Annotated in this window: 15 protein-coding genes and 1 pseudogene; 6 read left to right on the forward strand and 10 right to left on the reverse strand. The window is 65.3% G+C overall.

From position 1 onward, the window contains the following. Positions 1-4: 4 nt before the first annotated feature. The 3 genes from OIK40_RS04975 to OIK40_RS04985 are packed head-to-tail and all read right to left on the reverse strand — an operon-like array spanning position 5 to position 2659. Positions 5-1573, reverse strand: a complete 1569-nt coding sequence (locus tag OIK40_RS04975) for a SulP family inorganic anion transporter (protein WP_273676722.1) — start codon at positions 1571-1573, stop codon at positions 5-7. 41 nt (positions 1574-1614) lie between these two features. Beyond that, positions 1615-2280, reverse strand: a complete 666-nt coding sequence (locus tag OIK40_RS04980) for a carbonic anhydrase (protein WP_273676723.1) — start codon at positions 2278-2280, stop codon at positions 1615-1617. Positions 2281-2293: 13 nt separating this feature from the next. Then, positions 2294-2659, reverse strand: a complete 366-nt coding sequence (locus OIK40_RS04985; RefSeq protein ID WP_273676724.1) for an ArsR/SmtB family transcription factor — start codon at positions 2657-2659, stop codon at positions 2294-2296. A 167-nt stretch (positions 2660-2826) separates the two neighbouring features. On the opposite strand from OIK40_RS04985, the gene OIK40_RS04990 reads away from it, so the two are divergent. The 4 genes and pseudogenes from OIK40_RS04990 to OIK40_RS05005 all read left to right on the forward strand — a co-directional run. Then, positions 2827-3531, forward strand: a complete 705-nt coding sequence (locus OIK40_RS04990; protein WP_273676727.1) for a VIT1/CCC1 transporter family protein — start codon at positions 2827-2829, stop codon at positions 3529-3531. A 114-nt stretch (positions 3532-3645) separates the two neighbouring features. Continuing rightward, a complete protein-coding gene (locus OIK40_RS04995; RefSeq protein ID WP_273676729.1) occupies positions 3646-4128 on the forward strand; it encodes a (2Fe-2S)-binding protein in 483 nt (160 codons plus the stop codon). Beyond that, complete coding sequence (locus OIK40_RS05000) at positions 4128-6398, forward strand: xanthine dehydrogenase family protein molybdopterin-binding subunit (RefSeq protein WP_273676731.1); 2271 nt, start codon at positions 4128-4130, stop codon at positions 6396-6398. The genes OIK40_RS04995 and OIK40_RS05000 overlap by 1 nt, the downstream gene beginning before the upstream one ends. Positions 6399-6406: 8 nt before the next feature. After that, positions 6407-6883, forward strand: a pseudogene (locus OIK40_RS05005) (nucleotidyltransferase family protein); the annotation flags it as partial. 29 nt (positions 6884-6912) lie between these two features. On the opposite strand, the gene OIK40_RS05010 reads toward OIK40_RS05005, so the two are convergent. Beyond that, a complete protein-coding gene (locus tag OIK40_RS05010) occupies positions 6913-7917 on the reverse strand; it encodes an XdhC family protein (RefSeq protein WP_273676732.1) in 1005 nt (334 codons plus the stop codon). 134 nt (positions 7918-8051) lie between these two features. Between OIK40_RS05010 and OIK40_RS05015 the strand changes: the two genes are divergently transcribed. Further along, entirely contained in the window at positions 8052-8963 is a 912-nt protein-coding gene (locus OIK40_RS05015) for an alpha/beta hydrolase (RefSeq protein ID WP_273676733.1), read from the forward strand. Here OIK40_RS05015 and eda read toward each other — a convergent pair. From eda to OIK40_RS05035, 4 genes are all read right to left on the reverse strand, one after another. Further along, positions 8960-9568 carry a bifunctional 4-hydroxy-2-oxoglutarate aldolase/2-dehydro-3-deoxy-phosphogluconate aldolase gene (gene eda / locus OIK40_RS05020; RefSeq protein ID WP_273676736.1) on the reverse strand — a complete coding sequence of 203 codons (609 nt, stop codon included), beginning with the start codon at positions 9566-9568 and terminating at the stop codon, positions 8960-8962. The two genes, OIK40_RS05015 and eda, sit on opposite strands and share 4 nt — an antisense overlap. Before the next feature lie 2 nt (positions 9569-9570). Beyond that, complete coding sequence (gene edd, locus OIK40_RS05025) at positions 9571-11382, reverse strand: phosphogluconate dehydratase (RefSeq protein WP_273676737.1); 1812 nt, start codon at positions 11380-11382, stop codon at positions 9571-9573. After that, complete coding sequence (gene zwf, locus OIK40_RS05030) at positions 11375-12814, reverse strand: glucose-6-phosphate dehydrogenase (protein WP_273676739.1); 1440 nt, start codon at positions 12812-12814, stop codon at positions 11375-11377. Before zwf ends, edd begins: the two co-directional genes overlap by 8 nt. Before the next feature lie 88 nt (positions 12815-12902). Further along, a complete protein-coding gene (locus OIK40_RS05035) occupies positions 12903-14192 on the reverse strand; it encodes a sugar MFS transporter (protein WP_273676740.1) in 1290 nt (429 codons plus the stop codon). A 137-nt stretch (positions 14193-14329) separates the two neighbouring features. Between OIK40_RS05035 and OIK40_RS05040 the strand changes: the two genes are divergently transcribed. Further along, complete coding sequence (locus OIK40_RS05040) at positions 14330-15352, forward strand: LacI family DNA-binding transcriptional regulator (RefSeq protein ID WP_273676743.1); 1023 nt, start codon at positions 14330-14332, stop codon at positions 15350-15352. Between the two features lie 20 nt (positions 15353-15372). On the opposite strand, the gene OIK40_RS05045 is transcribed toward OIK40_RS05040, so the two are convergent. Further along, positions 15373-18135: a phosphoenolpyruvate carboxylase gene (locus OIK40_RS05045; protein ID WP_273676744.1), complete on the reverse strand. Its 2763-nt coding sequence runs from the start codon at positions 18133-18135 to the stop codon at positions 15373-15375. Next, positions 18132-19127 (reverse strand): glucokinase, encoded by a 996-nt coding sequence (locus tag OIK40_RS05050; protein ID WP_273676746.1) that lies wholly within the window; start codon positions 19125-19127, stop codon positions 18132-18134. The genes OIK40_RS05045 and OIK40_RS05050 overlap by 4 nt, the downstream gene beginning before the upstream one ends. Positions 19128-19130 lie beyond the last annotated feature (3 nt).

Genomic DNA, 19130 nt, shown 5'->3' on the forward strand with positions numbered 1-19130 from the left:
TGGCTCAGGCAGCTGGCCGCTGCATGAGTGCCGGGATTTCGGTGCGCGAGGGATCCTGCGAGCGGCGGCCATAGGCCTGGACCAGCGCATTCCATTCGACGGTCAGGCTGCCGCCGGTGCTCTGGTGAAGCTTTTCCCACGAGGAAAGCATCTCAAGACAGGCGTGGTCGATGTAGTCCAGCTTTTCGACATGGATATGCACCTCGGCCCCGCGCGGAGTGCTTTCCAATGCGCCCGATAGCTGCGGGATCGAGAAGAATGTGGCCGAACCGGTCATCCACACGTCGGTGCGGTTGGATTGCTTGTCGTGCGTCACGTCGATCGACAAGTGTGAGAAGGTGTAGACCAGCTTCAACGTCGCCAGCACGAAGCCGAGGATCACGCCGGTAAGCAGATCGATCGCCACAACACCGATCAGCGTCACGAAATAGATCGCCAGCTCTTGCCTGCCGAATTCGGCGATCTTGCGGATCTGCGCCACGTTGACGAGCTTGTAGCCCGTATAGACGAGGATCGCGGCCAGCACCGCAGTGGGCACCTGATTGAGAACGAAGGGGAAGGCAGCCACTGCCAACAGCAGCCATGCGCCGTGCAGGATCGCGGAAATGCGCGTGGTGGCTCCGGCCTCGACATTGGCGGCCGAGCGGACAATGACCCCGGTCATCGGCAAGGCACCCAGCGCGCCGCAGATGATATTGCCGATCCCCTGCGCGCGCAGCTCCTTATCGTACTGGGTGCGCGCGCCGATGTGCATCTTGTCGACCGCCGTTGCGCAGAGCAGCGTTTCGGCGCTGGCAACGAAGGCGAACACGATGCCCAGCGTGATGATCTCGCGATCGAGCGCGCCGGCCAGTGCTTCGGGGGTGGGGATGTTGAGCGCGTCGGTCAGATTGGCGGGCACAGCCACCAGCGTGATAGGCAGCGCGAAGACGAGCGCGAAAATCGTGCCGACGATGACGCCAAGCAGCGGCCCGGGCAGTAGTGCGAGTGTTTTGGGCTTGAACTTGTTCCAGGCGATAATGGTCGAAATCGTGATGATCCCCGCCATCGCCGCGAGGTGATGGACCGAGCCATCGGCCGGGAACACCTTGATAATCGCCTCGGGGATCGCGGCGAGATTGGCGAGCCCGCCCGAGCGCGGGGCATCGTCGAGCATGACATGGAACTGCGATGCGAAGATCAGCACGCCGATGCCCGCCAGCATCCCGTGGATCACCGAAGGCGAGATAGCGCGGAACCACTGGCCCAACCGGAACACACCCGCCAACAATTGCAGCGCACCGGCGATCAGGCCGACGACGCCGAGCATGATCAGGCCATGTTCGTCCACCAGCTGGAACACCAGCACCGCCATACCCGCTGCCGGACCGCTGACCTGCAGCGGCGAACCGGCGATGCTCCCCACCACCAGCCCGCCGACAATCCCGGTAATGAGGCCAAGCGCGGGCGGCGCGCCCGAAGCGATGGCGATGCCCATGCACAGCGGCAAGGCGACCAGGAACACCACGATAGAGGCGAGAAAATCCCTGCCGACAACGGCGGAATTCAGGCCTTGGGACGCTTGTGCATTCATCTAATGGGTGCTCCGAAAAGTATGGTGTTGGCCAGCCGCGATCAGCAGGCGTGGCTGGCGAGCGCCGCCGAGGCGAGTTCCGAAGCGTAGCGTTCTTCAACAGGCAGCCAGGATCCGGTCGTCTCGTCGAAGGCCGAAACCTCGCCGGTCTTGATGTCGTAGACCCAGCCGTGCAGCTTCACCGCCTTCTGCGCCAGCGCGACCGCCACTGTCGGGTGGGTCTTGAGGTGCTGCAATTGCAGGATGACGTTCTGTTCGAGCAGCATGCGCATCTTGGCTTCGGGATCGAGACCCGCGCCCAGCGTTTCGACGATGTCGACCGCGCCCTGTGAGTAGCCCAGCCATTCGCGCACGTGCGGCAGATTGGTCAGGCCCTCACGGTTCATGGCACCCTTCATCGCCCCGCATTCGGTGTGGCCGCAGATCACGATGTGGGGAATGCCCAGCGCGCCGATGGCGAATTCGATCGACGCGGTCATCCCGCCGGTCTGGTTGGTGTGCGGCGGAACGATGTTGCCTGCGTTGCGGCAGATGAACAGCTCTCCCGGATCGGTCTGGGTGATCATCGCCGTCTCTATCCTGCTGTCCGAGCAAGTGATGAACAGCGCCTCTGGGCTCTGGCCGGTGCTCAGCCGTTCGAACAGCTCCTGCTTCTCGGGGAAGACCTCGCGCTGGAACTTTATGACACCAAGGGCAAATTTCGACATTCGGGTAGTCCTTCTAGCTGGAACTTTGGGGGGACTCGGCCGTCCACAATTCGCGCACTTCGTCGATATGCGCGCCTTCGCCGAGGCGGTTACGGACATCGACGAAATCGAGCGCCTCGACGATCCACGCAGCGATGCCGGGGTGGGTGAGGCGATAGAAATGATTGCGCCCCTCGCGCCGGTCTTCGACAATCCGGTGGGCGCGCAGCGGGGCAAGGTGCTGGGAGATGCGGGTCGCCGGCAGATCGAGTGCGGCGGCGATGCTGCTTACGTCCTGTTCGCCAAGGCGCAGCTCCTCGATCAGGCGAAGCCTGTCGGGATGAGCCAGCAACCTTAGCAGGTCGGCCAGCTCGCGGGATACGATGATCCTGCTCGGCAATGCCCCCTCCCAAACCTGCAAGAATATGCAGATGTGAAGCTGTATAGCTATTGAAGATATTCGAGTCGGTCAAGAGATCTTCCCGAAAGCGGTCGTTTGCCCGCGCGCGCAGGTGCTTGCATTCGCGGCAAACACGTCGGAAACTCCCGCGACAGGAGAAGTTTTTGATGGTCCACCCGAGCGCCCACGCCGATGACCCCCATTACGTCCACCGCACCGGCTGGCTGCGCGCGGCGGTGCTTGGGGCCAATGACGGGATCGTGTCGGTCTCCTCGCTGATCCTTGGCGTGGCGGCAGCAACGCCCGAGCCCGGGGCGATCCTTGTGGCGGGGGTGGCGGGGCTGGTCGCCGGCGCGATGTCGATGGCTGCGGGTGAGTTCATTTCCGTTTCCTCGCAGCGCGATTCCGAGCAGGCCGACATTCGCCGCGAAAAGGAGGCGCTGGTCGAAACGCCCGAACAGGAACTGGCGGAACTCGCGGCGATCTATCGCGAGCGCGGTCTGAGCGCGGAAACCGCGAGGCTCGTCGCGCGCGAATTGAGCGCGCATGATGCGCTGACGGCCCATGTGCGCGACGAACTGGGCCTGTCCGAACACCTCGCAGCGCGGCCCTTGCAGGCGGCATTCGCATCGGGCGTGACCTTCAGTGCAGCGGCGGCGATCCCCCTGCTGGCGGCTTGGCTGGCACCGGTCGGGGCCATCATCGAAGTGGTGCTGCTAGTGTCGATCGTAACGCTCGCGATCCTTGGTGCGCTGGGGGCACAGGCTGGCGGAGCGCCGTTGCTGCGGGCGACCTTGCGCGTGGTCGGCTGGGGCGTTTTCGCCATGGCGGTCACCGCCGCGATCGGCTGGCTGTTCGGTGTGAGCGTCTGACGGGACACTGTGCATTTGGCGGTCCGCACCGGTCTGCGGTGTCTTTCCCATGGCTCGGAGACGACAGCGCTGCTAGGCTGCACCCTAAGGGAAACCAGAGAAGGATAGGCGGGCGTGGCAATCGGCTTTACGGTCAATGGCAAGCAAGTGAACGTGGAGGCGGAGGCCGACACCCCCTTGCTGTGGGTATTGCGCGAAGATCTTGCGCTGACCGGCACCAAATTCGGCTGCGGCATCGCAGCTTGCGGGGCATGTTCGGTGCATGTCGACGGGGAGTTGACCCGCTCGTGCAGTGTCCCTGTCAGCGATATCGCGGGCAAGGCGGTCACCACCATCGAAGGCTTGAAAAGCGATGATGGTGCGCTGCATGCCGTGCAGCAGGCATGGATCGACGCGCAGGTGCCGCAATGCGGATATTGCCAGTCGGGCCAGATTATGGCCGCAGTGGCGCTGATCGAGCGGACGGGCACACCGTCGGACACCCAGATCGACGAGGCGATGACCAATATCTGCCGCTGCGGCACCTATCCGCGCATCCGCGCAGCGATCCTCGCGGCGACCGGTCAGGCTGCCGCCAATATTCAGGGAGAGGCATGATGGCCGATAATCCCAACCCCAATATCGACGAAACCGATGCCATCCCGGCACAGGTGCCTGCGAAGAAAAAGGGCGTGAAGCGGCGCATCTTTCTGGCCGGCTCGGCGTTGCTGGTGGGCGGTGGTGTTTTCGGCCTCTATTGGTCCGACAGCAACGCGGGCAAGCATGCGCGCGCGCTGACCGAAACTGGTGCAGGCGAGCGCAATTTCCTCACCTGGATGAAGATCGCCCCCGACGACACGGTGACGGTCTATTCGCCGCATATCGATTTCGGGCAGGGGACACACACGGCCTTGGGCCAGATGCTCGCCGACGAGCTCGACGCCGACTGGAGCAAGGTCAGGGTCGAACAGGCACCGGCTGACATGGCCTTTGCCAACACGCCGCTGGTGAAGAGCTTCCTTGGCGAGATGAGCGGCTATCCCGGCGTCATCAGCGCGCTCCCGGCGGCGCTGATGGGGATGCTGGCGCGCTCGCAGAAAATCCAGATCACCGGCGGCTCCTCCGCCGTACGCTTTACCGGGCAAGGTGGGATGCGGGTTGTCGGCGCGGCGGTGCGTGCCGCGTTGATCGAGGAAGCGGCAGACCGGCTAGGCGTGCCCGCAGGCGAGTTGACCACCGCGGACAGCGCAGTGACTCACGCCGCCTCTGGCCGGTCCTTGCGCTACGGAGAGTTGGCCGCCGGCGCGGCCGGGCGCTCGCTCGCCAGCGATCCGGTGCTCAAGAGCCGCGCCGAATGGAAGCTCATCAACAAGCCCGTCATCCGGCGCGACATTCCCGCCAAGGTCGATGGCAGCGCGATCTACGGGATCGACTTGAGCCTGCCCGACATGCGCGTGGCGACCATCGCAGCCGCCCCGGTGCGCGGCGGCAAGCTCGAAGCCGTCGACGAGGCGCCTGCGCTCGCGGTTCCGGGGGTCGAGAAGGTGGTGAAGCTTGATGACGCGGTGATCGTTGTCGCCAAGGGTTACTGGCAGGCGCTGAAGGGTCTCAACGCGCTCAGCCCGAAATTCACCGATGGCGGAAACGGGGCGATGTCGACGCCGTCGATCTACGCCGCGCAGGACAAGCTTCGCGAAGCCGGCAAGCCGGATAACACCGCAGGCGATGGCGATGTCGATGCAGCCTTCAAGGCTGCGGGCGACAAGGTCATCAGCGCCGATTATCGCGTCCCCTTCCTGCACCATGCGATGATGGAGCCCTTCGCGCTCACCGCCCATTTCAAGGACGGCAAGCTGACCTTGTGGGGCGGTTTGCAGGATCCCCTCGGTGCACGCGACCGCGCGGCCAAGGCTGCCGGGATCGACATGGACGACGTGATCTTCAATCCGATGATCATGGGCGGCGGTTTTGGTCGTCGCTTCCCGCCGATGACAGAAATCATCGATCAGGCCGCCTTGCTCGCCAAGCAGGTGCCTTACCCTGTCAAGCTGGTGTGGAGCCGCGAGGAGGAAGTGCGCCACGGCACTTATCGTCCGCAGTCCTCCGCCCGGCTTAAAGCCACGCTCGAAAACGGGCGAATAGCTGCGTGGCAGAACGACTATGTGCAGGGCGACAATGCCGAAGGTGAAGTTGGCTTCATTTACGAAGTGCCCGCCACTGCGCGCCGCCATTTCGCCTACAAGTCGAACCAGAACGACGGGCCGTGGCGCTCGGTCAATTCGACCCAGCACGGCTTCTACAATGAAAGCTTCGTCGACGAGCTCGCTTATGCTGCTGGTGAGGATCCCTTCGCGTTCCGCCGCAAGCACCTGCCCGAAGGCTCGCGCCATAGGAAGGTGCTCGAAACTGTGGCCGAACGGGCGGGCTGGGGCTCGCCGTTGCCCGAGGGCGTCGGCCGGGGCATTGCGATTGTCGAGAGTTTCGGCACCATCGTGGCCGAAGTGGTCGAGGCGACAGTGAAGGAAGACGGCAGTCCCAAGGTGCTCAAGGCCTTTGCGGTGGTCGATTGCGGCACCACGGTGAACCCGCTCAATGCCGAAGCGCAGATTGCGGGCGGGATCATCATGGGGCTGTCCTCCGCGATCGGTGAGGCAATCACACTCGATAATGGCGCGGTGGTGGAAAGCAATTTCAGCGATTACAACGTGCTGAAACTGGCCGACGCGCCGCCGGTGATCGACGTCCACTTCATCGAAAGCGATGCGGCGATGGGGGGGATCGGTGAACCCGGCCTGCCACCCGCCAGCCCAGCGCTCGCCAATGCGCTGTTGGCGGCGACGGGCAAGCGCATCCGCACCCTGCCGCTGCTCCAGCAGGCCAAAGCCTAGGGCCTGATGTGGACGGTTGGTCGGCGCTGATCCTCGCCGGGGGTGCCGGACGGCGCTTCGGCGGCGGCAAGCTGCTGGCCCCGCTGGCAGGTGTGCCGGTGATCCGGCGCACGGTCGAAGCGGTGCTGTCCGTCGGATTTGCCGCCCCGGTGGTCGCCACCGGTGCCAATCATGCCGGGATCGCTGCTGCGCTTGAAGGGCTTGCCTGCCGTATCGTCCCTGCACCTGATTGGCAGGAAGGTATGGCCGCCTCGCTGCGTGCCGGACTGGCCGCGCTTGGCGCACGCGGAAGCGGTGTGTTCGTGTTCCTCGGAGACATGCCGCTGGTCCCCGTCGAACTATGCGCGGCACTGGCCGATATGGCGACGCGCGAAGGCTATGCCGCGCGCCCGCGAGTGGGGGGAAAGCCCGGCCATCCGGTCGCCTTCACCGGTGCGGCCCTGCCCGATCTGGAAGGACTGACGGGCGATGTCGGCGCGGCGGCGCTGCTCAAGGGACGAAGCGAAGGTGTCGGCTATCTCGACACCGACAGCATCGGGGCGGTGCTCGATATCGACTCGCCAGAAGACCTTGCCGCAGCGACACGCGCATGGAACGCCTGCGCGACCTCGGCCACCAGCGACAGTGCGATCTCGCGCGGGGCCTTGCCGAAGCCCTGAAGCCCGACCGGCGCGTGCAGACGCGCGATCTGCGTTTCGCTCACCCCGTGGCCGCGCAGCCTGGCAATCCGGGCATCGAGCCGTGCCCGCGCACCGATCGCGCCGACATAGAAGGCGGGTGATTGCAGCGCCGCCGCCAGACCGCGCTCGTCATCCTCGCGGTCATGGCTAAGCACCGCGACGGCGCTCCAGCGGTCGATCCCGATTTCGGCCAGAGCCTTGGCAGGTGCGGAGCGATAATAGGCGATGCCGGGAAATGGCGGTGCTTCCGGCCCGCCGGACGTGACGAGCGCGACCTCCATCCCCGCCTGCACGGCCAGCGCCGCAGCGGCCAGCGCGGTGCCGTCCTCGCCGATCAGCACAAGGCGGGCGGAGGGGACGTAGAGTTTCGTGTAACCCGCGCCATCCCACGAAAAGGCGGCATCCTCGCCCTGGCTTGCGCTGCGGTGCCGCCCGTTGCTTTCCCACATCACAGGCTTGCGCGCGGCAAAGCCTTTCATCAGGGTCGCAGCCGCCGGGTCATCTGCCGCAATCGGCTCGACCAGCACGGTAATTCCGCTGCCGCAGGCCAGCTTGATATCGATCCACGGGCTGCCCTCCCCATAGAGAAGGATGCGCGGCGTGCCCTCGGCCAGCGCCTCACGGCCGTGACGCGCAACATCGGCCTCGATGCAGCCGCCCGACAGGAAGCCCCAATATTCGTCCGCCGTGATCAGCATCTGCGCGCCCGGCTCGCGCGGGGCCGAGCCTTCGACGGCGACCAGCGTGGCGATGGCAAAGGGTTGTCCTGCCGTCCGCACCCCGGCAAGCGGAACCCTGATATCGTCGATCTGGGCGGTCATCCGCCAGGAGGAGGTCATGTGAGCCTTGCTTTCTGAACGTGCGGCGACCCTAATCATCGGAGCCCACCCGTGCAATCGCCTTGGCCGGTGGCCAAATGACGCAAGGCTGCTATCCCTTTGGCACCACCTGGTTGTTCGGTGGGGAGAGACGGATGCGTCTGATTTTTGCATTGCTGGCCCTGCCGACCTGCCTTGTCGCACCGCTGCGCGCGCAGGAGACGGGTCCCCTGATCGAATACGAACATGTGCCTGCCGCGGGCCTGCCAGATCAGCGCCTCAGCATCTGGCTGCCGCCGGGTTATGACGTTGGCGAGCGCCGCTACCCGGTGCTTTACATGCATGACGGGCACAACCTTTTCGACGTCGCCAAGTCGAACTTCAACAAGATCTGGGCAGCGGACAAGGCGATGCTGGCCGCGAGTGCGAGCGGCAAAGTTGAACCGCACATCATCATCGGCATCTGGGCGCCGGGCGCGGACCGGTATCGGCAGTATCTGCCCCGCAGCGCCTATGACGCAGTAGGCGGACCCTTGCGTGCGCAGATGGACGCGACTGCGGGCGGCGAGGTGGTGTCCGACCGCTATCTGGCGTGGATTGCGGGCCCGCTGAAGTCGTGGGTGGATACCGCGTTCCGCACCCGCCCAGCGCGCGACGATACCGCCATTATCGGCTCGTCGATGGGCGGATTGATGAGCTGCTATGCCTTCGTCGAACGCGCCGATGTGTTCGGAAGGGCGGGCTGCGTCTCCTCGCACTGGCCCGCGATCGATCCGCAGATCGTCGAGGGGGAAAGCGATGCCGTAAAGGCGCTGTGGGACGGCTGGTTCGCGGCGCGGCTTGGTGCGCCCGACGGACGGCGGGTGTGGATGGATCACGGTACCGCCACGCTCGATGCCTACTATGCGCCTTATCAGCAGGTGATCGACAAGCGCTTCGCGGCGGCGGGCTGGGTTAAGGGCCGCGACTGGCAGAGCAAGGTATACGAGGGCGCCGAGCACGAGGAGAACGCCTGGGCGGCGCGGCTCCCCGAAATCTTCGGCTGGCTGCTCGCCAAGAGCGATTAACGCAAGCCGAAAGCCTCGCGCGCCAGCTTCTCGATCACCGGCTTGTCGGGCGCACCCTTGGGGGAGACCCAACTGCCGCCGACGCACAGGACGGGATCGAAGGCGAGCCATTCGGGCGCATTCTCAAGGCTGATCCCGCCCGTAGGGCAGAACCGGCATTGGCCGAAGGGCGCGGCAAGGGCCTTCAGGGCGGGCAAACCGCCTGCGGCCATCGCCGGGAAAAACTTGAACCGATCAAGCCCCAGATCCAGCCCGCGCATGATGTCGCCCGCATTGGCGATGCCGGGAAGGAAAGGAACGCCCGCCGCAATCGCCGCCTTGCCCAGCGGCTCGGTGAGGCCGGGTGATACGACGAATTCGCTGCCCGCCTCAAGCGCCGCGTCGAGCTCGCGCGGGTTGGTGACGGTGCCCGCGCCGACAATCGCCCCTTCGACCTGTTTCATCGCCCGGATCGCGCCCAATGCGGCCGGGGTGCGCAGCGTGACTTCGAGCACGCGCAGTCCGCCCGCTACCAGCGCCTCTGCCAGCGGGACTGCGTGTGCTTCGTCCTCGATCACGATCACCGGGATGACCGGAGCCGTGCGCATGATGGCGTCAATATTCATGGTCACATCCCTCCGGTGGCAAGCATCGCGCTGGCGCCTTGTTCGGCCCCGTCGGCGAAACGGCGCATCATGCCGAACAGCTCGCGCCCGGTGCCCCATTCCTCGCGCGGATCCGCGGCGGGTTCGCGTGCCGACAGATCGGCGGTGGTCGAAAGCTCGCCCGTCACCGCGCAGACTTTCACCACGTCTCCGTCGCGCAGTCGTGCCAGCGGTCCGCCGCCCAGCGCTTCGGGGGTGCAGTGGATCGCTGCGGGCACCTTGCCGCTCGCGCCCGACATGCGACCGTCGGTGACCAGCGCGACGCGGTGGCCGCGATCCTGCAGCACGCCGAGGGGCGGGGTGAGCTTGTGGAGTTCGGGCATGCCGTTGGCGCGCGGACCCTGGAAGCGCACCACCACCACCACATCGCGATCAAGCTCGCCCGCCTTGAAAGCGGCGGCGACGCTCGGCTGATCCTCGAACACGCGGCACGGTGCCTCGATCGTCCAGCGTTCGCGGTCGACGGCCGAGGTCTTGAAGCAGGCGCGGCCGAGATTGCCGGTGAGCAGACGCATGCCGCCGTCCGGCTTGAACGGGTTGGTGACAGGTCGCAGCATGGTATCGTCCATGCTCGGACCGACCTCGCGCCACACGAGTTGCTCGCTGTCGAGCCCGGGCTCACGCGCATAATCGCTGAAATCGCCGCGCCCGACAGTCAGGATGTCGGGGTGGGCAAGACCGCTTTCGAGCAATTCGCCGATCACATAGCCCATGCCGCCTGCCGCGTGGAACTGGTTCACATCGCCCGAGCCGTTGGGGTAGACCTGCGCGATCAGCGGCACCGCGCCGGAAAGCTCGGACAGGTCGTTCCAGTCGAATATCACCCCGGCCGCGCGCGCCATTGCGGGCAGGTGGATCGCATGGTTGGTCGAACCGCCGGTGGCGAGCAGGCCCACGGCTGCATTTATGATGGCCTTCTCGTCGACACAGTGTCCAAGCGGGCGGTAGTCATCGCCCTTCTTCCCCATCGCGGCGACCCGGTGCACGGCCTCGCGGTCCAATGCCTGGCGCAGCTGGGTACCAGGCTGGATGAAGGCGCTACCCGGAATGTGCAGGCCCATCATTTCCATCATCATCTGGTTGGAATTGGCGGTGCCGAAGAAAGTGCAGGTGCCGGGCGAGTGATAGCTCGCCATTTCGCTCGCCAGCAGTTCGGCGCGTGTGGCTTTGCCTTCGGCATAAAGCTGCCGGACGCGCTGCTTTTCCTTGTTGGGAATTCCCGTCGGCATTGGGCCGGAGGGAACGAAGATCGTCGGCAGGTGGCCGAAGCGCAGCGCCCCCATCAGCAGGCCCGGCACGATCTTGTCGCAGATGCCGAGCATCAGTGCGCCGTCATACATCGCATGGGACAGCGCGACCGCAGTCGACAGCGCGATCACGTCGCGGCTGAACAGCGACAGTTCCATCCCCGTCTCGCCCTGCGTCACCCCGTCGCACATGGCAGGCGTGCCGCCCGCGACCTGCGCGGTGGCGCCGACTTCTCGGGCGTAGATCTTCAGCCTTTCGGGGTAACGGCCATAGGGCTGATGGGCCGAAAGCATGTCGTTGTAAGCGGTGACGATGCCGATATTCGCACCCCGTCCGGAGACCATCGCCGCCTGATCCTCCAGCGCGCCGGCATAGGCGTGGGCGAGGTTTGAACAGGACACCGCCGAACGGTCGCCCATCGCATCGCCTTCGCGGGCGATCAGATCGAGATAGGCACTGCGGGTCGCCCGAGAGTTTTCGATCACGCGCTGCGTGACCTTGTGAAGCGTGTCGTTGAGATTACTCATGCCACGTTACTCCGTCGCGTTCCGCCAGTGCGATGGCAGCGCTCGGGCCCCAGCTTCCGGCGGTGTAGGTTTTGGGGGTCAGGCCCTCGGTTGCCCACAGGCTACGGATCGCGTCGATCCATTCCCACTGCGCCTCGACTTCGTCACGGCGCACAAACAGCGTCTGGTCGCCTTCGACCAGATCGAGCAGCAGGCGTTCATAGGCGATGCGCCGCACTGCGCCGCTGAAGGCATCGGGCATGGCGATGTTAAGCGGCACCTGCCGCAAGCGGATGCCTTCGCGGTCCAATCCGGGCACCTTGGCCATCAGCGAAAGAGTGATGTTCTCTTCGGGCTGGATGCCGATTACCAGCCGGTTTGGCTGCATCGTCGCCCCGCGCCCTGCGAAAATCGAATGTGGCACGCAGGCGAACTGGATGACGATCTCGGTGACGCGCTTGGGCAGGCGCTTGCCGGTGCGCAGGTAGAAGGGCACGCCCTTCCAGCGCCAGTTGTCGACATGGGCCTTGATCGCGACAAAGGTTTCGGTGTCGGACGGCTTGCCCAATTCCTCGTCATAGCCCGGAACAGCTTGCCCGCCGATTGCGCCTGCGCGGTATTGGCCGGTGACGGTTTCCCCGGCAATGACGGGACGCAGCGCGCGCAGCACTTTGACCTTTTCATCGCGCACTGCGGTGGCATCGAAATGGGCCGGGGGCTCCATCGCCACCAGTGCGAGCAGTTGGAGCATGTGGTTCTGCACCATGTCGCGGATCGCGCCGGCATCGTCGTAGAAAGCAACGCGCCCTTCGAGGCCGACAGTTTCCGCCACGGTGATCTGCACGTGATCGATATGGGCGGCGTTCCACAGCGGTTCGAACATCAGGTTGGCAAAGCGCAGGGCCAGCAGGTTCTGCACCGTCTCTTTGCCGAGATAGTGATCGATCCGGAAAATCCGGTTTTCCGGGAAGGCACCCGCCACCGCATCGTTGATCTCGCGGCTGGAGGCGAGATCTGTGCCGAGCGGCTTTTCAAGGCACATGCGCACGTTCTCGCCCGTCAGACCCGCCGATTGCAGGCCCCTGATGGTGGGGCCGAACAGGCTCGGCGCGGTCGACAGGAAGATTGCGAGGCCGCGCGCCGGAGTGCCGACCTTCTTCGCCAGATCGTCATAGCCTTCAAGCGTGGTCGCATCGAGCGTCTGGTAGCTGAGGCGGTTGAGGAATTCCGCCATCCGCCCGCGGCGATCGGCCGGGAGATATTTCTCCAGCGCGGCGCGGGCGAAGTTGCGATACTCGCCGTCGGTCATCTCGCTGCGCGCGGTGCCGATGATCTTCAGATCGGGCGCGAGCAGCCCGTCGGCGTCGAGCGCGAACAGGCTGGGCAACAGCATGCGCTGGGCAAGGTCGCCGGTGGCTCCGAACAGCAGCAGACGGTCAGCGGTGAAGCTCATGCAAAACGGCCCCTTTTGGTGCGTGCCCTAACTAGGCCGGCAAGCCTTCGCCTGCCAGCCTCGCGCATACTTATTCAGGGGCCCGCACTCAGGCAGGGCGGCGTGCGAACACCCCGAACCCGGCGATAATGGCATAGCATGCTGCGGGAAGCACCAGCGCAAAAGCAAGGCTAGTGGCATCGGCGAGCGCGCCGTACATCGGCGGGATGATCGCGCCGCCGCAGATCGCGACGTTGATGATCCCCGATCCATCTGCCGCACGCGGCCCCAGCTTTTCGCAGGCGAGGCTGAAGATGGTTGGGAACATGATCGCGTTCATCAACCCGACCGCGAGCAGGGTGTAGCCGGCAACGACGCCGCTGGTATTGGCCGAAATGGCGATAAGCGTGATTGCGCCCGTCGCCACCGTTGCCAGCGTCAGGCCGGGGCTGACCATGCGAAGCACCGCCGAACCGATAAAGCGGCCCACCAGCGCGCCGCCCCAGTATATCGAGATCAGCTTGCCTGCGTCCTGTTCGGCAAGGCCCAGGACTTCGGTCTGCATCAGGTAATTGACGATAAAGCTGCCGATCGCGACTTCTGCCCCGACATAAAGGAAGATGCAGGCTGCACCGTAGCCGAAGCGCGGGCGCTTCAGCAGCGCAAGGCCATCGGCAAGGCTGGTCTGTTCATGCTTTTCGCCCTTTAGCCGGTTGCGGAACAACCACACCACTCCCGCCACGATGGCGAGTGCGGCAGCAAGGCCGAGATAGCCGTTGACGATCGCCTGACTTTCGGCGGTGCGATAGGCAGCCAGTTCTGCGCCCGAAAGCTCGGCAGCGGTGACCCCGGCAATTCCACCGAGAATCAGGATTGCACCGAAATAGGGGAAGATCGTCGTTCCCAGCGAATTGAACGCCTGCGCAAAGGTCAGGCGGCTGTGGGTGGTGCGTTCCGGCCCGAGCAGGCTGATCAGCGGGTTGGCGACGATCTGCACCAGCACCACGCCGGTGGCTAGAATGAAATAGGCCAGCAGGAACATCGGGAAAGCCGCGGTCTGGCTCGCCGGAATGAACAGCAGACAGCCCGCCATCATCGCCAGCAGGCCGGCCACCGCGCCGCGCATGTAACCCAGCTTCTTCACCAGCCGCGCGCCCGGAATCCCGACCACGGCGTAGGCGATGAAGAACCAGAATTGTACCAGGCTCGCCTCGAAGAAGCTGAGCGTGAACAGCTCTTTCAGCTTGGGAATGATGACGTCGTTGAGCGAGGTGATCCCGCCGAAGATGAAGAACAGTGCGAAAACGAAATAGTTCAGACCCGGCGCATCGACCTGCGGGCCGTGCTCCTCGACCGGATTGGGATCGGTGCTGGTCGCCAGCCCGGGTGCAATCGCCATGTTCTCTCTCCCCATTGCGAACGTTCTCAAGACGCCGCTCATGCCCCAATGCGTGATGGCTTGGCAATATTCCAGTGCGAATAGGAATGCACACAGCCGCTTGCGCGCGGATATCAACAGGCCGTAGAGGACAGGCCATGAGCGGGGGATCACGCAGACGACCGACATCGTTCGATGTGGCGGAGCGGGCCGGCGTCAGCCAGCCTACCGTCAGCCGTGCGCTGTCGGGCAGTCCCGCGATTGCAGAGGCCACCCGCCGCAAGGTGATCGAGGCAGCGACCGAGCTCGGCTATTTCGTCGATGAACGCGCCGCACGGCTGCGGCGCGGCTCCACCGGAACGCTGGCGGTGGTGGTGATCTGCCGCCAGGGTGACAGCGCGTCGAGCATCAATCCCTTTGCCTATGCCCTGTTGGGGAGCGTGTGCGTCGCTGCATCGGAACGCGGGTTCGAAACACTGGTGTCGTTTCAGGCACAGGCCGATGATTTTTTTGGCCATTATCAAGAACAGGGCCGCGCCGATGGTCTGATCGTCATCGGCACCACCACCAACGGGCAGGCATGGGAGTATTTTCGCGGCCTCGAAAGCGATGGGCGACGCGTTGCATATTGGGGTTCGCCTTATGAAGATATCGAATGGGTGCGATCCGACAATCGCGCAGCCGGACGCCTGGCGGTCGAACATTTGCTGGCCGCCGGATACCGGCGTCCGTGCTTCCTCGGTGCGCTGAATACGCCGCAGGTGCAATTCGCCGAGCGTTATGAAGGCTATGCCGAGGCCATGCGCGAAAAAGGGCTGGAGCCATGTCTCGCCCCGACCGTCAAGGCCGCAACCCGCGAGGAGGAAGGCCGCCGCGCCGCGCGCCGTCTGATCGAGCGGGGCGAGGATGTCGATGCCGTCTTTGCCGCCTGCGATGCGATGGCGCTGGGTGCGATCGAAGCCTTCGCCGCAGCCGATATCGCGGTGCCGGGCGAGGTCGGGGTGATGGGCTTCGATGATCTGGTGGCAGGCCGTTTCAGCCGCCCCCCGCTCACCACCATTGCGCCCGACCCGGCCGAGGCCGGTGCAGCACTGGTCGAGGCGGTGCTGGACGGCGAGGGCACAAAGGCGCGTCAGCGTGTGCCGGTGTCGCTGATCGTGCGCGGGAGCACGGCGAAGTAATCCTGCCCTAAGGGGCAGGATTACCCATGCGCGCCGAATTCGTTGGCAATCGCAGTTGAAATCCGCAGCGACAGATCATGCGCCCGTGCGATCGGCGTCATGAAGTCGCGCTCGATCGCGCCATAGCCTTCCTCGCCGCCGTCGGGGTAGTCGCTCGGTTCGTCGAGGGGGAAGTCGCGCGGGCCGGGAATGCGCACCGGGAAGGCGCGCCGCAGCTGGGCCAGCGCCTCGTCCACCCGCAGCGTCATCACCATCTCGATCACGTCGCCACGGCTGATGTCATTGGCGCGGCTGAACGCGGGGACGGCCACCACCTTGAGGAACATGTGCTGCAGCAACGTCAGCCGCAGCGCCTGCAACACCCCGATCCGGCGACGCACATGTTCGCGGCGTTCGTCGCGGGCATCGTCGGGCAATAGGTCGGTAAGCTTGTGAAACTTGAGCGCATCGATCCTCAGCCGCGAGGCCAGGCGGCGGAACACGCCGGTGCGATCATCCCCGACAAGATATTCTGCCAGCGCCGCGCAACTTCCCGCGAGATGATCTTCGGTCCCGCGATAGGTGCGGCTGGCCCAGTATGCCGAGTTGAACAGTTCGCCGAAGGCCGCGACTGTCTTGATGCTGGCCAGCGCGTTGGAAGCGCGCGCCAGCCGCAGGATCTGCCGCCCGCGCGGAGAATCCGATAGCAATGCGGCAATTTCTTCCCGGTTTCCTTCCGCAGCGCTGCCGATACCAGCGATGACATTGACCGGATAGCCCAGTTGCTGGAGGATTGCGTTGTGCGGGATCGCGCGGATCTGCCGCAGGCTCATCTCGCGATCGGCGTTGATGTCGCTCTGGCGGCGCGAAACGCGGCTGCCGGTGGTGTTGAGAAGGCCCAGCCCGAAAGCTGTTACTGCGCGCGAATAGGTGCGGCTGGCGAGGAAATCGCCCTGATATTCCTTGATCGCGCGATAGAAATCCAGGCTGATGTCGGTGCGATGATAGAACGGATCGGCGGGCGCGGCGAGATCGGTTTCGGCCGGGCGCAGTTCGGCAATGCGGGTGAGGGTCGCCAGCGCCAGTTCGGGTGTGGCGAAGAACAGATAGCCGTCGCCGCCCTGGAAGCTTACCTCGGGCTCCAGCCGGATGCCCGCCCGCGCGAAGCGCCTCCGGGCCCAGGGGGATAGCGGCCATTCGAGCCGGTCCGCAAAGCTTGCCGGATGTGCGCCGCGGCCCATGCTTTCGCCGTGGGTGTTGAACACCAGCGCCGCGACATCACCGAGGCCGTTTGCGGCCATGGCTTCGGCAAGGCGGCCTTGCAGGCGCTCGATCGCAAGGCTTGCTGGGATCTGCCCGACAAATCGCCCGGCGTCCGAAAAGCCCGTCTGCACCGCCACCCGTCCGCGGATGCGGGCATAGTCGCGATAGGCCGGTTCGGCGAGCAGCGCGTCAAGGAAACGCCCGCCATGCTCCAGCGCGGTCTCGGTTTCGAACAGCGGCGAGACATCGACCTTGTCCGCCACCCCGAACAGCTTGGCGAAATACAGTGCCGCCAGCACCGTGGCGGGCTGTTCGCATTCGGCCACCAGCATCCGGATCGGCGCGTCGGCATCGATGTGCTTGAGTATCTGCGCCATCGCGATGAACTGACGGATCGCGGTCGAGCTTTCTGTGGCGAGCGCGGCGAAATTGGTGCGCAGCGGGCGCGCTTCCTCGATCATCCGCCGCAAGGTGGCGAGCGCGCCCTTGCTGGCAAGGTCGATCACCTCGCCCTCGGGCAGGCGGCGGCGGATCGCGTTATGGAGCTGCTTGGCGTTAACGCGGAAATGGATCCAGCCCATGCCAAGACCGTCGGCGCGCATGGCGGCAGCGAGGGTCAGCAGCGCGACGGCGCGCGGGGCGTCGGCCCCGGCGGCTTCGGCTTCCAATACCGCGATCAGCGGCGTCAATGACAGCAGATTGTCAGCGCTATGGGCGGTCAGCCGGTTGGCGGCGGTCGACAGGGCGTCGGCGCCTGACAGGTCTGCTGCGAAGTCCTTTGCGCGGGCCTGCGCGAAAGCGGTGGCGGGACGCAACGTCGCTAGCAAGGCATGCGCGGGGTCGATTGCTTCGAGTTGCGCGGTGTAGCGGGCCAGCCGCTCGGCCTTTTCCGAAAGACGGAAGCCGATCGAGGTGTGCCAGCCGATGTCGGTGCGTCCGTCCATGTCATAGCCGACCCAGCTGGCGAAGCGGAACGGCAGCGGGCGCAGGGATTGCCAGTTATCGGGCCAGCGGGTGCGTGCGTCGTCCAGCAGCCGCGCCACGATTACGTCGCGGGCGTCCTGCGCCCGGGCCATGGCTGCCATCGCCTCACCATGTTCGAAGGCGAGCGTGACGGCAGGGCGCGCGGCAGGTGCCGCGCACACCGTCTCGTCGATGGCTTCATCGGCAGAGGCCGCCGCTGCCACCGCCGCCGCCTGTGCGGGTGCGAGCAGGAAAGTCGGGTGGGCGGTGAACACGGCGTGGAGCTGGGGCCGTTCCCAGCGCGCGCGGAAGGTTTCGAATTCCTCGTCCGCATCGGCCAGCGGCGCCGCACCCGCAGGCGGCGCGAGCAAATTGCGCAGCTTGCCCGCGCGCGCCTTCAGCCCTTCACATTCAAGTCCTGCGACAAGACCGGCCACGTCGTCGAGACTGATCTGGCCGCCTTCAAGCGCGCGCGACAGGTCCAGCGAGAGCTGGAATACCGGATTGAACAGCGGGGTTTCCCGAGTGCGCTGGTGCAGTTCGCCGAGGCGCGCTTCGAGATCGGCAATGGTTCTCATGCCGCCTCGCCATGTTCCGCCACGAAGGCTGCCGCTGCACCGAACAGGCCGGGTTGCGGATGAACGATCAGCTTGACCGGGATGCCCGCCATTAGGTTTTCGAACCGGCCCTTGGCGCGGAACCTTTCGGCAAAGCCCGATGCCAGCAGCGTGTCGCGGATGCGGTAGCCTAGCCCGCCGGCGATCACCACGCCGGCAAAGCCGCCCTGCGCCAGCGCGACATCGCCCGCGACCGATCCCAGCGACAGGCAGAAGCGGTCTACCGCGGCGGCGGCTAGGCTGTCTTGCCCGCTGGTGCCGAGGTTCCAGATCTCGATCGCGTCGCGTTCGGGCACGGTGCGCTGTTCGAGCGCGGCGAGTGCCTGATAGATGTCGACAATGCCGGGGCCGGCGACCACCCGTTCCACCGAAACGCGGTTATGACGCCGGCGCAGGCGGGCAAGGATCGCGTCCTCGATGGAATCGAGCGGAGCGAAGTCGATATGCCCACCCTCGGTCGCCTGCACGCGGTATTGCCTGCCCGAACGCCACAGATGCGCAACGCCAAGGCCCGTGCCGGGGCCGAGCACGCTGATCGTGCCTTCGCTTCCCAGCGGCTTTTCTGGGCCGGCAAGATGCAGGAACTGGCTGTCGTCCGCGCGCGCCACAGCATGGGCGACGGCGGCGAAATCATTGACCAGCGTGAAGCGTTCGACGCCCAGCTTTTCATTGATGAGCGCGGGGCGGATGATCCACGGATTGTTGGTGAAGCGGATGACCGGATTGGGATTGCCGGGACTGCCGACCGGGCCGGCAATCGCCATGCTGACAGCCGCGGGAAGGGTGCCGCCCTTGCGCGTCCGGAAGGCTTCCCACGCGGTCTGGAAGCTGGCGTGATCGGCGGTGTGCAGGGTTTCCGGTTCATCGAGGCTGATCGCCCCGTCCGCACCGATGCTCGCGATGGCGAAGCGGGCATGGGTGCCGCCGATATCGACCACCACCAGTTCGCGCATGTT

It is taken from the genome of Erythrobacter fulvus (assembly GCF_028595285.1).
Taxonomy (GTDB): domain Bacteria; phylum Pseudomonadota; class Alphaproteobacteria; order Sphingomonadales; family Sphingomonadaceae; genus Erythrobacter; species Erythrobacter fulvus.

Coding starts and splice junctions, on each gene's coding strand:
- OIK40_RS04975 (WP_273676722.1), bottom strand. CDS start 1,573: ATGAATGCACAAGCGTCCCAAGGCCTGAATTCCGCCGTTGTCGGCAGG.
- OIK40_RS04980 (WP_273676723.1), bottom strand. CDS start 2,280: ATGTCGAAATTTGCCCTTGGTGTCATAAAGTTCCAGCGCGAGGTCTTC.
- OIK40_RS04990 (WP_273676727.1), top strand. CDS start 2,827: ATGGTCCACCCGAGCGCCCACGCCGATGACCCCCATTACGTCCACCGC.
- OIK40_RS05000 (WP_273676731.1), top strand. CDS start 4,128: ATGGCCGATAATCCCAACCCCAATATCGACGAAACCGATGCCATCCCG.
- OIK40_RS05010 (WP_273676732.1), bottom strand. CDS start 7,917: ATGACCTCCTCCTGGCGGATGACCGCCCAGATCGACGATATCAGGGTT.
- OIK40_RS05015 (WP_273676733.1), top strand. CDS start 8,052: ATGCGTCTGATTTTTGCATTGCTGGCCCTGCCGACCTGCCTTGTCGCA.
- eda (WP_273676736.1), bottom strand. CDS start 9,568: ATGAATATTGACGCCATCATGCGCACGGCTCCGGTCATCCCGGTGATC.
- edd (WP_273676737.1), bottom strand. CDS start 11,382: ATGAGTAATCTCAACGACACGCTTCACAAGGTCACGCAGCGCGTGATC.
- zwf (WP_273676739.1), bottom strand. CDS start 12,814: ATGAGCTTCACCGCTGACCGTCTGCTGCTGTTCGGAGCCACCGGCGAC.
- OIK40_RS05035 (WP_273676740.1), bottom strand. CDS start 14,192: ATGGCGATTGCACCCGGGCTGGCGACCAGCACCGATCCCAATCCGGTC.
- OIK40_RS05040 (WP_273676743.1), top strand. CDS start 14,330: ATGAGCGGGGGATCACGCAGACGACCGACATCGTTCGATGTGGCGGAG.
- OIK40_RS05045 (WP_273676744.1), bottom strand. CDS start 18,135: ATGAGAACCATTGCCGATCTCGAAGCGCGCCTCGGCGAACTGCACCAG.
- OIK40_RS05050 (WP_273676746.1), bottom strand. CDS start 19,127: ATGCGCGAACTGGTGGTGGTCGATATCGGCGGCACCCATGCCCGCTTC.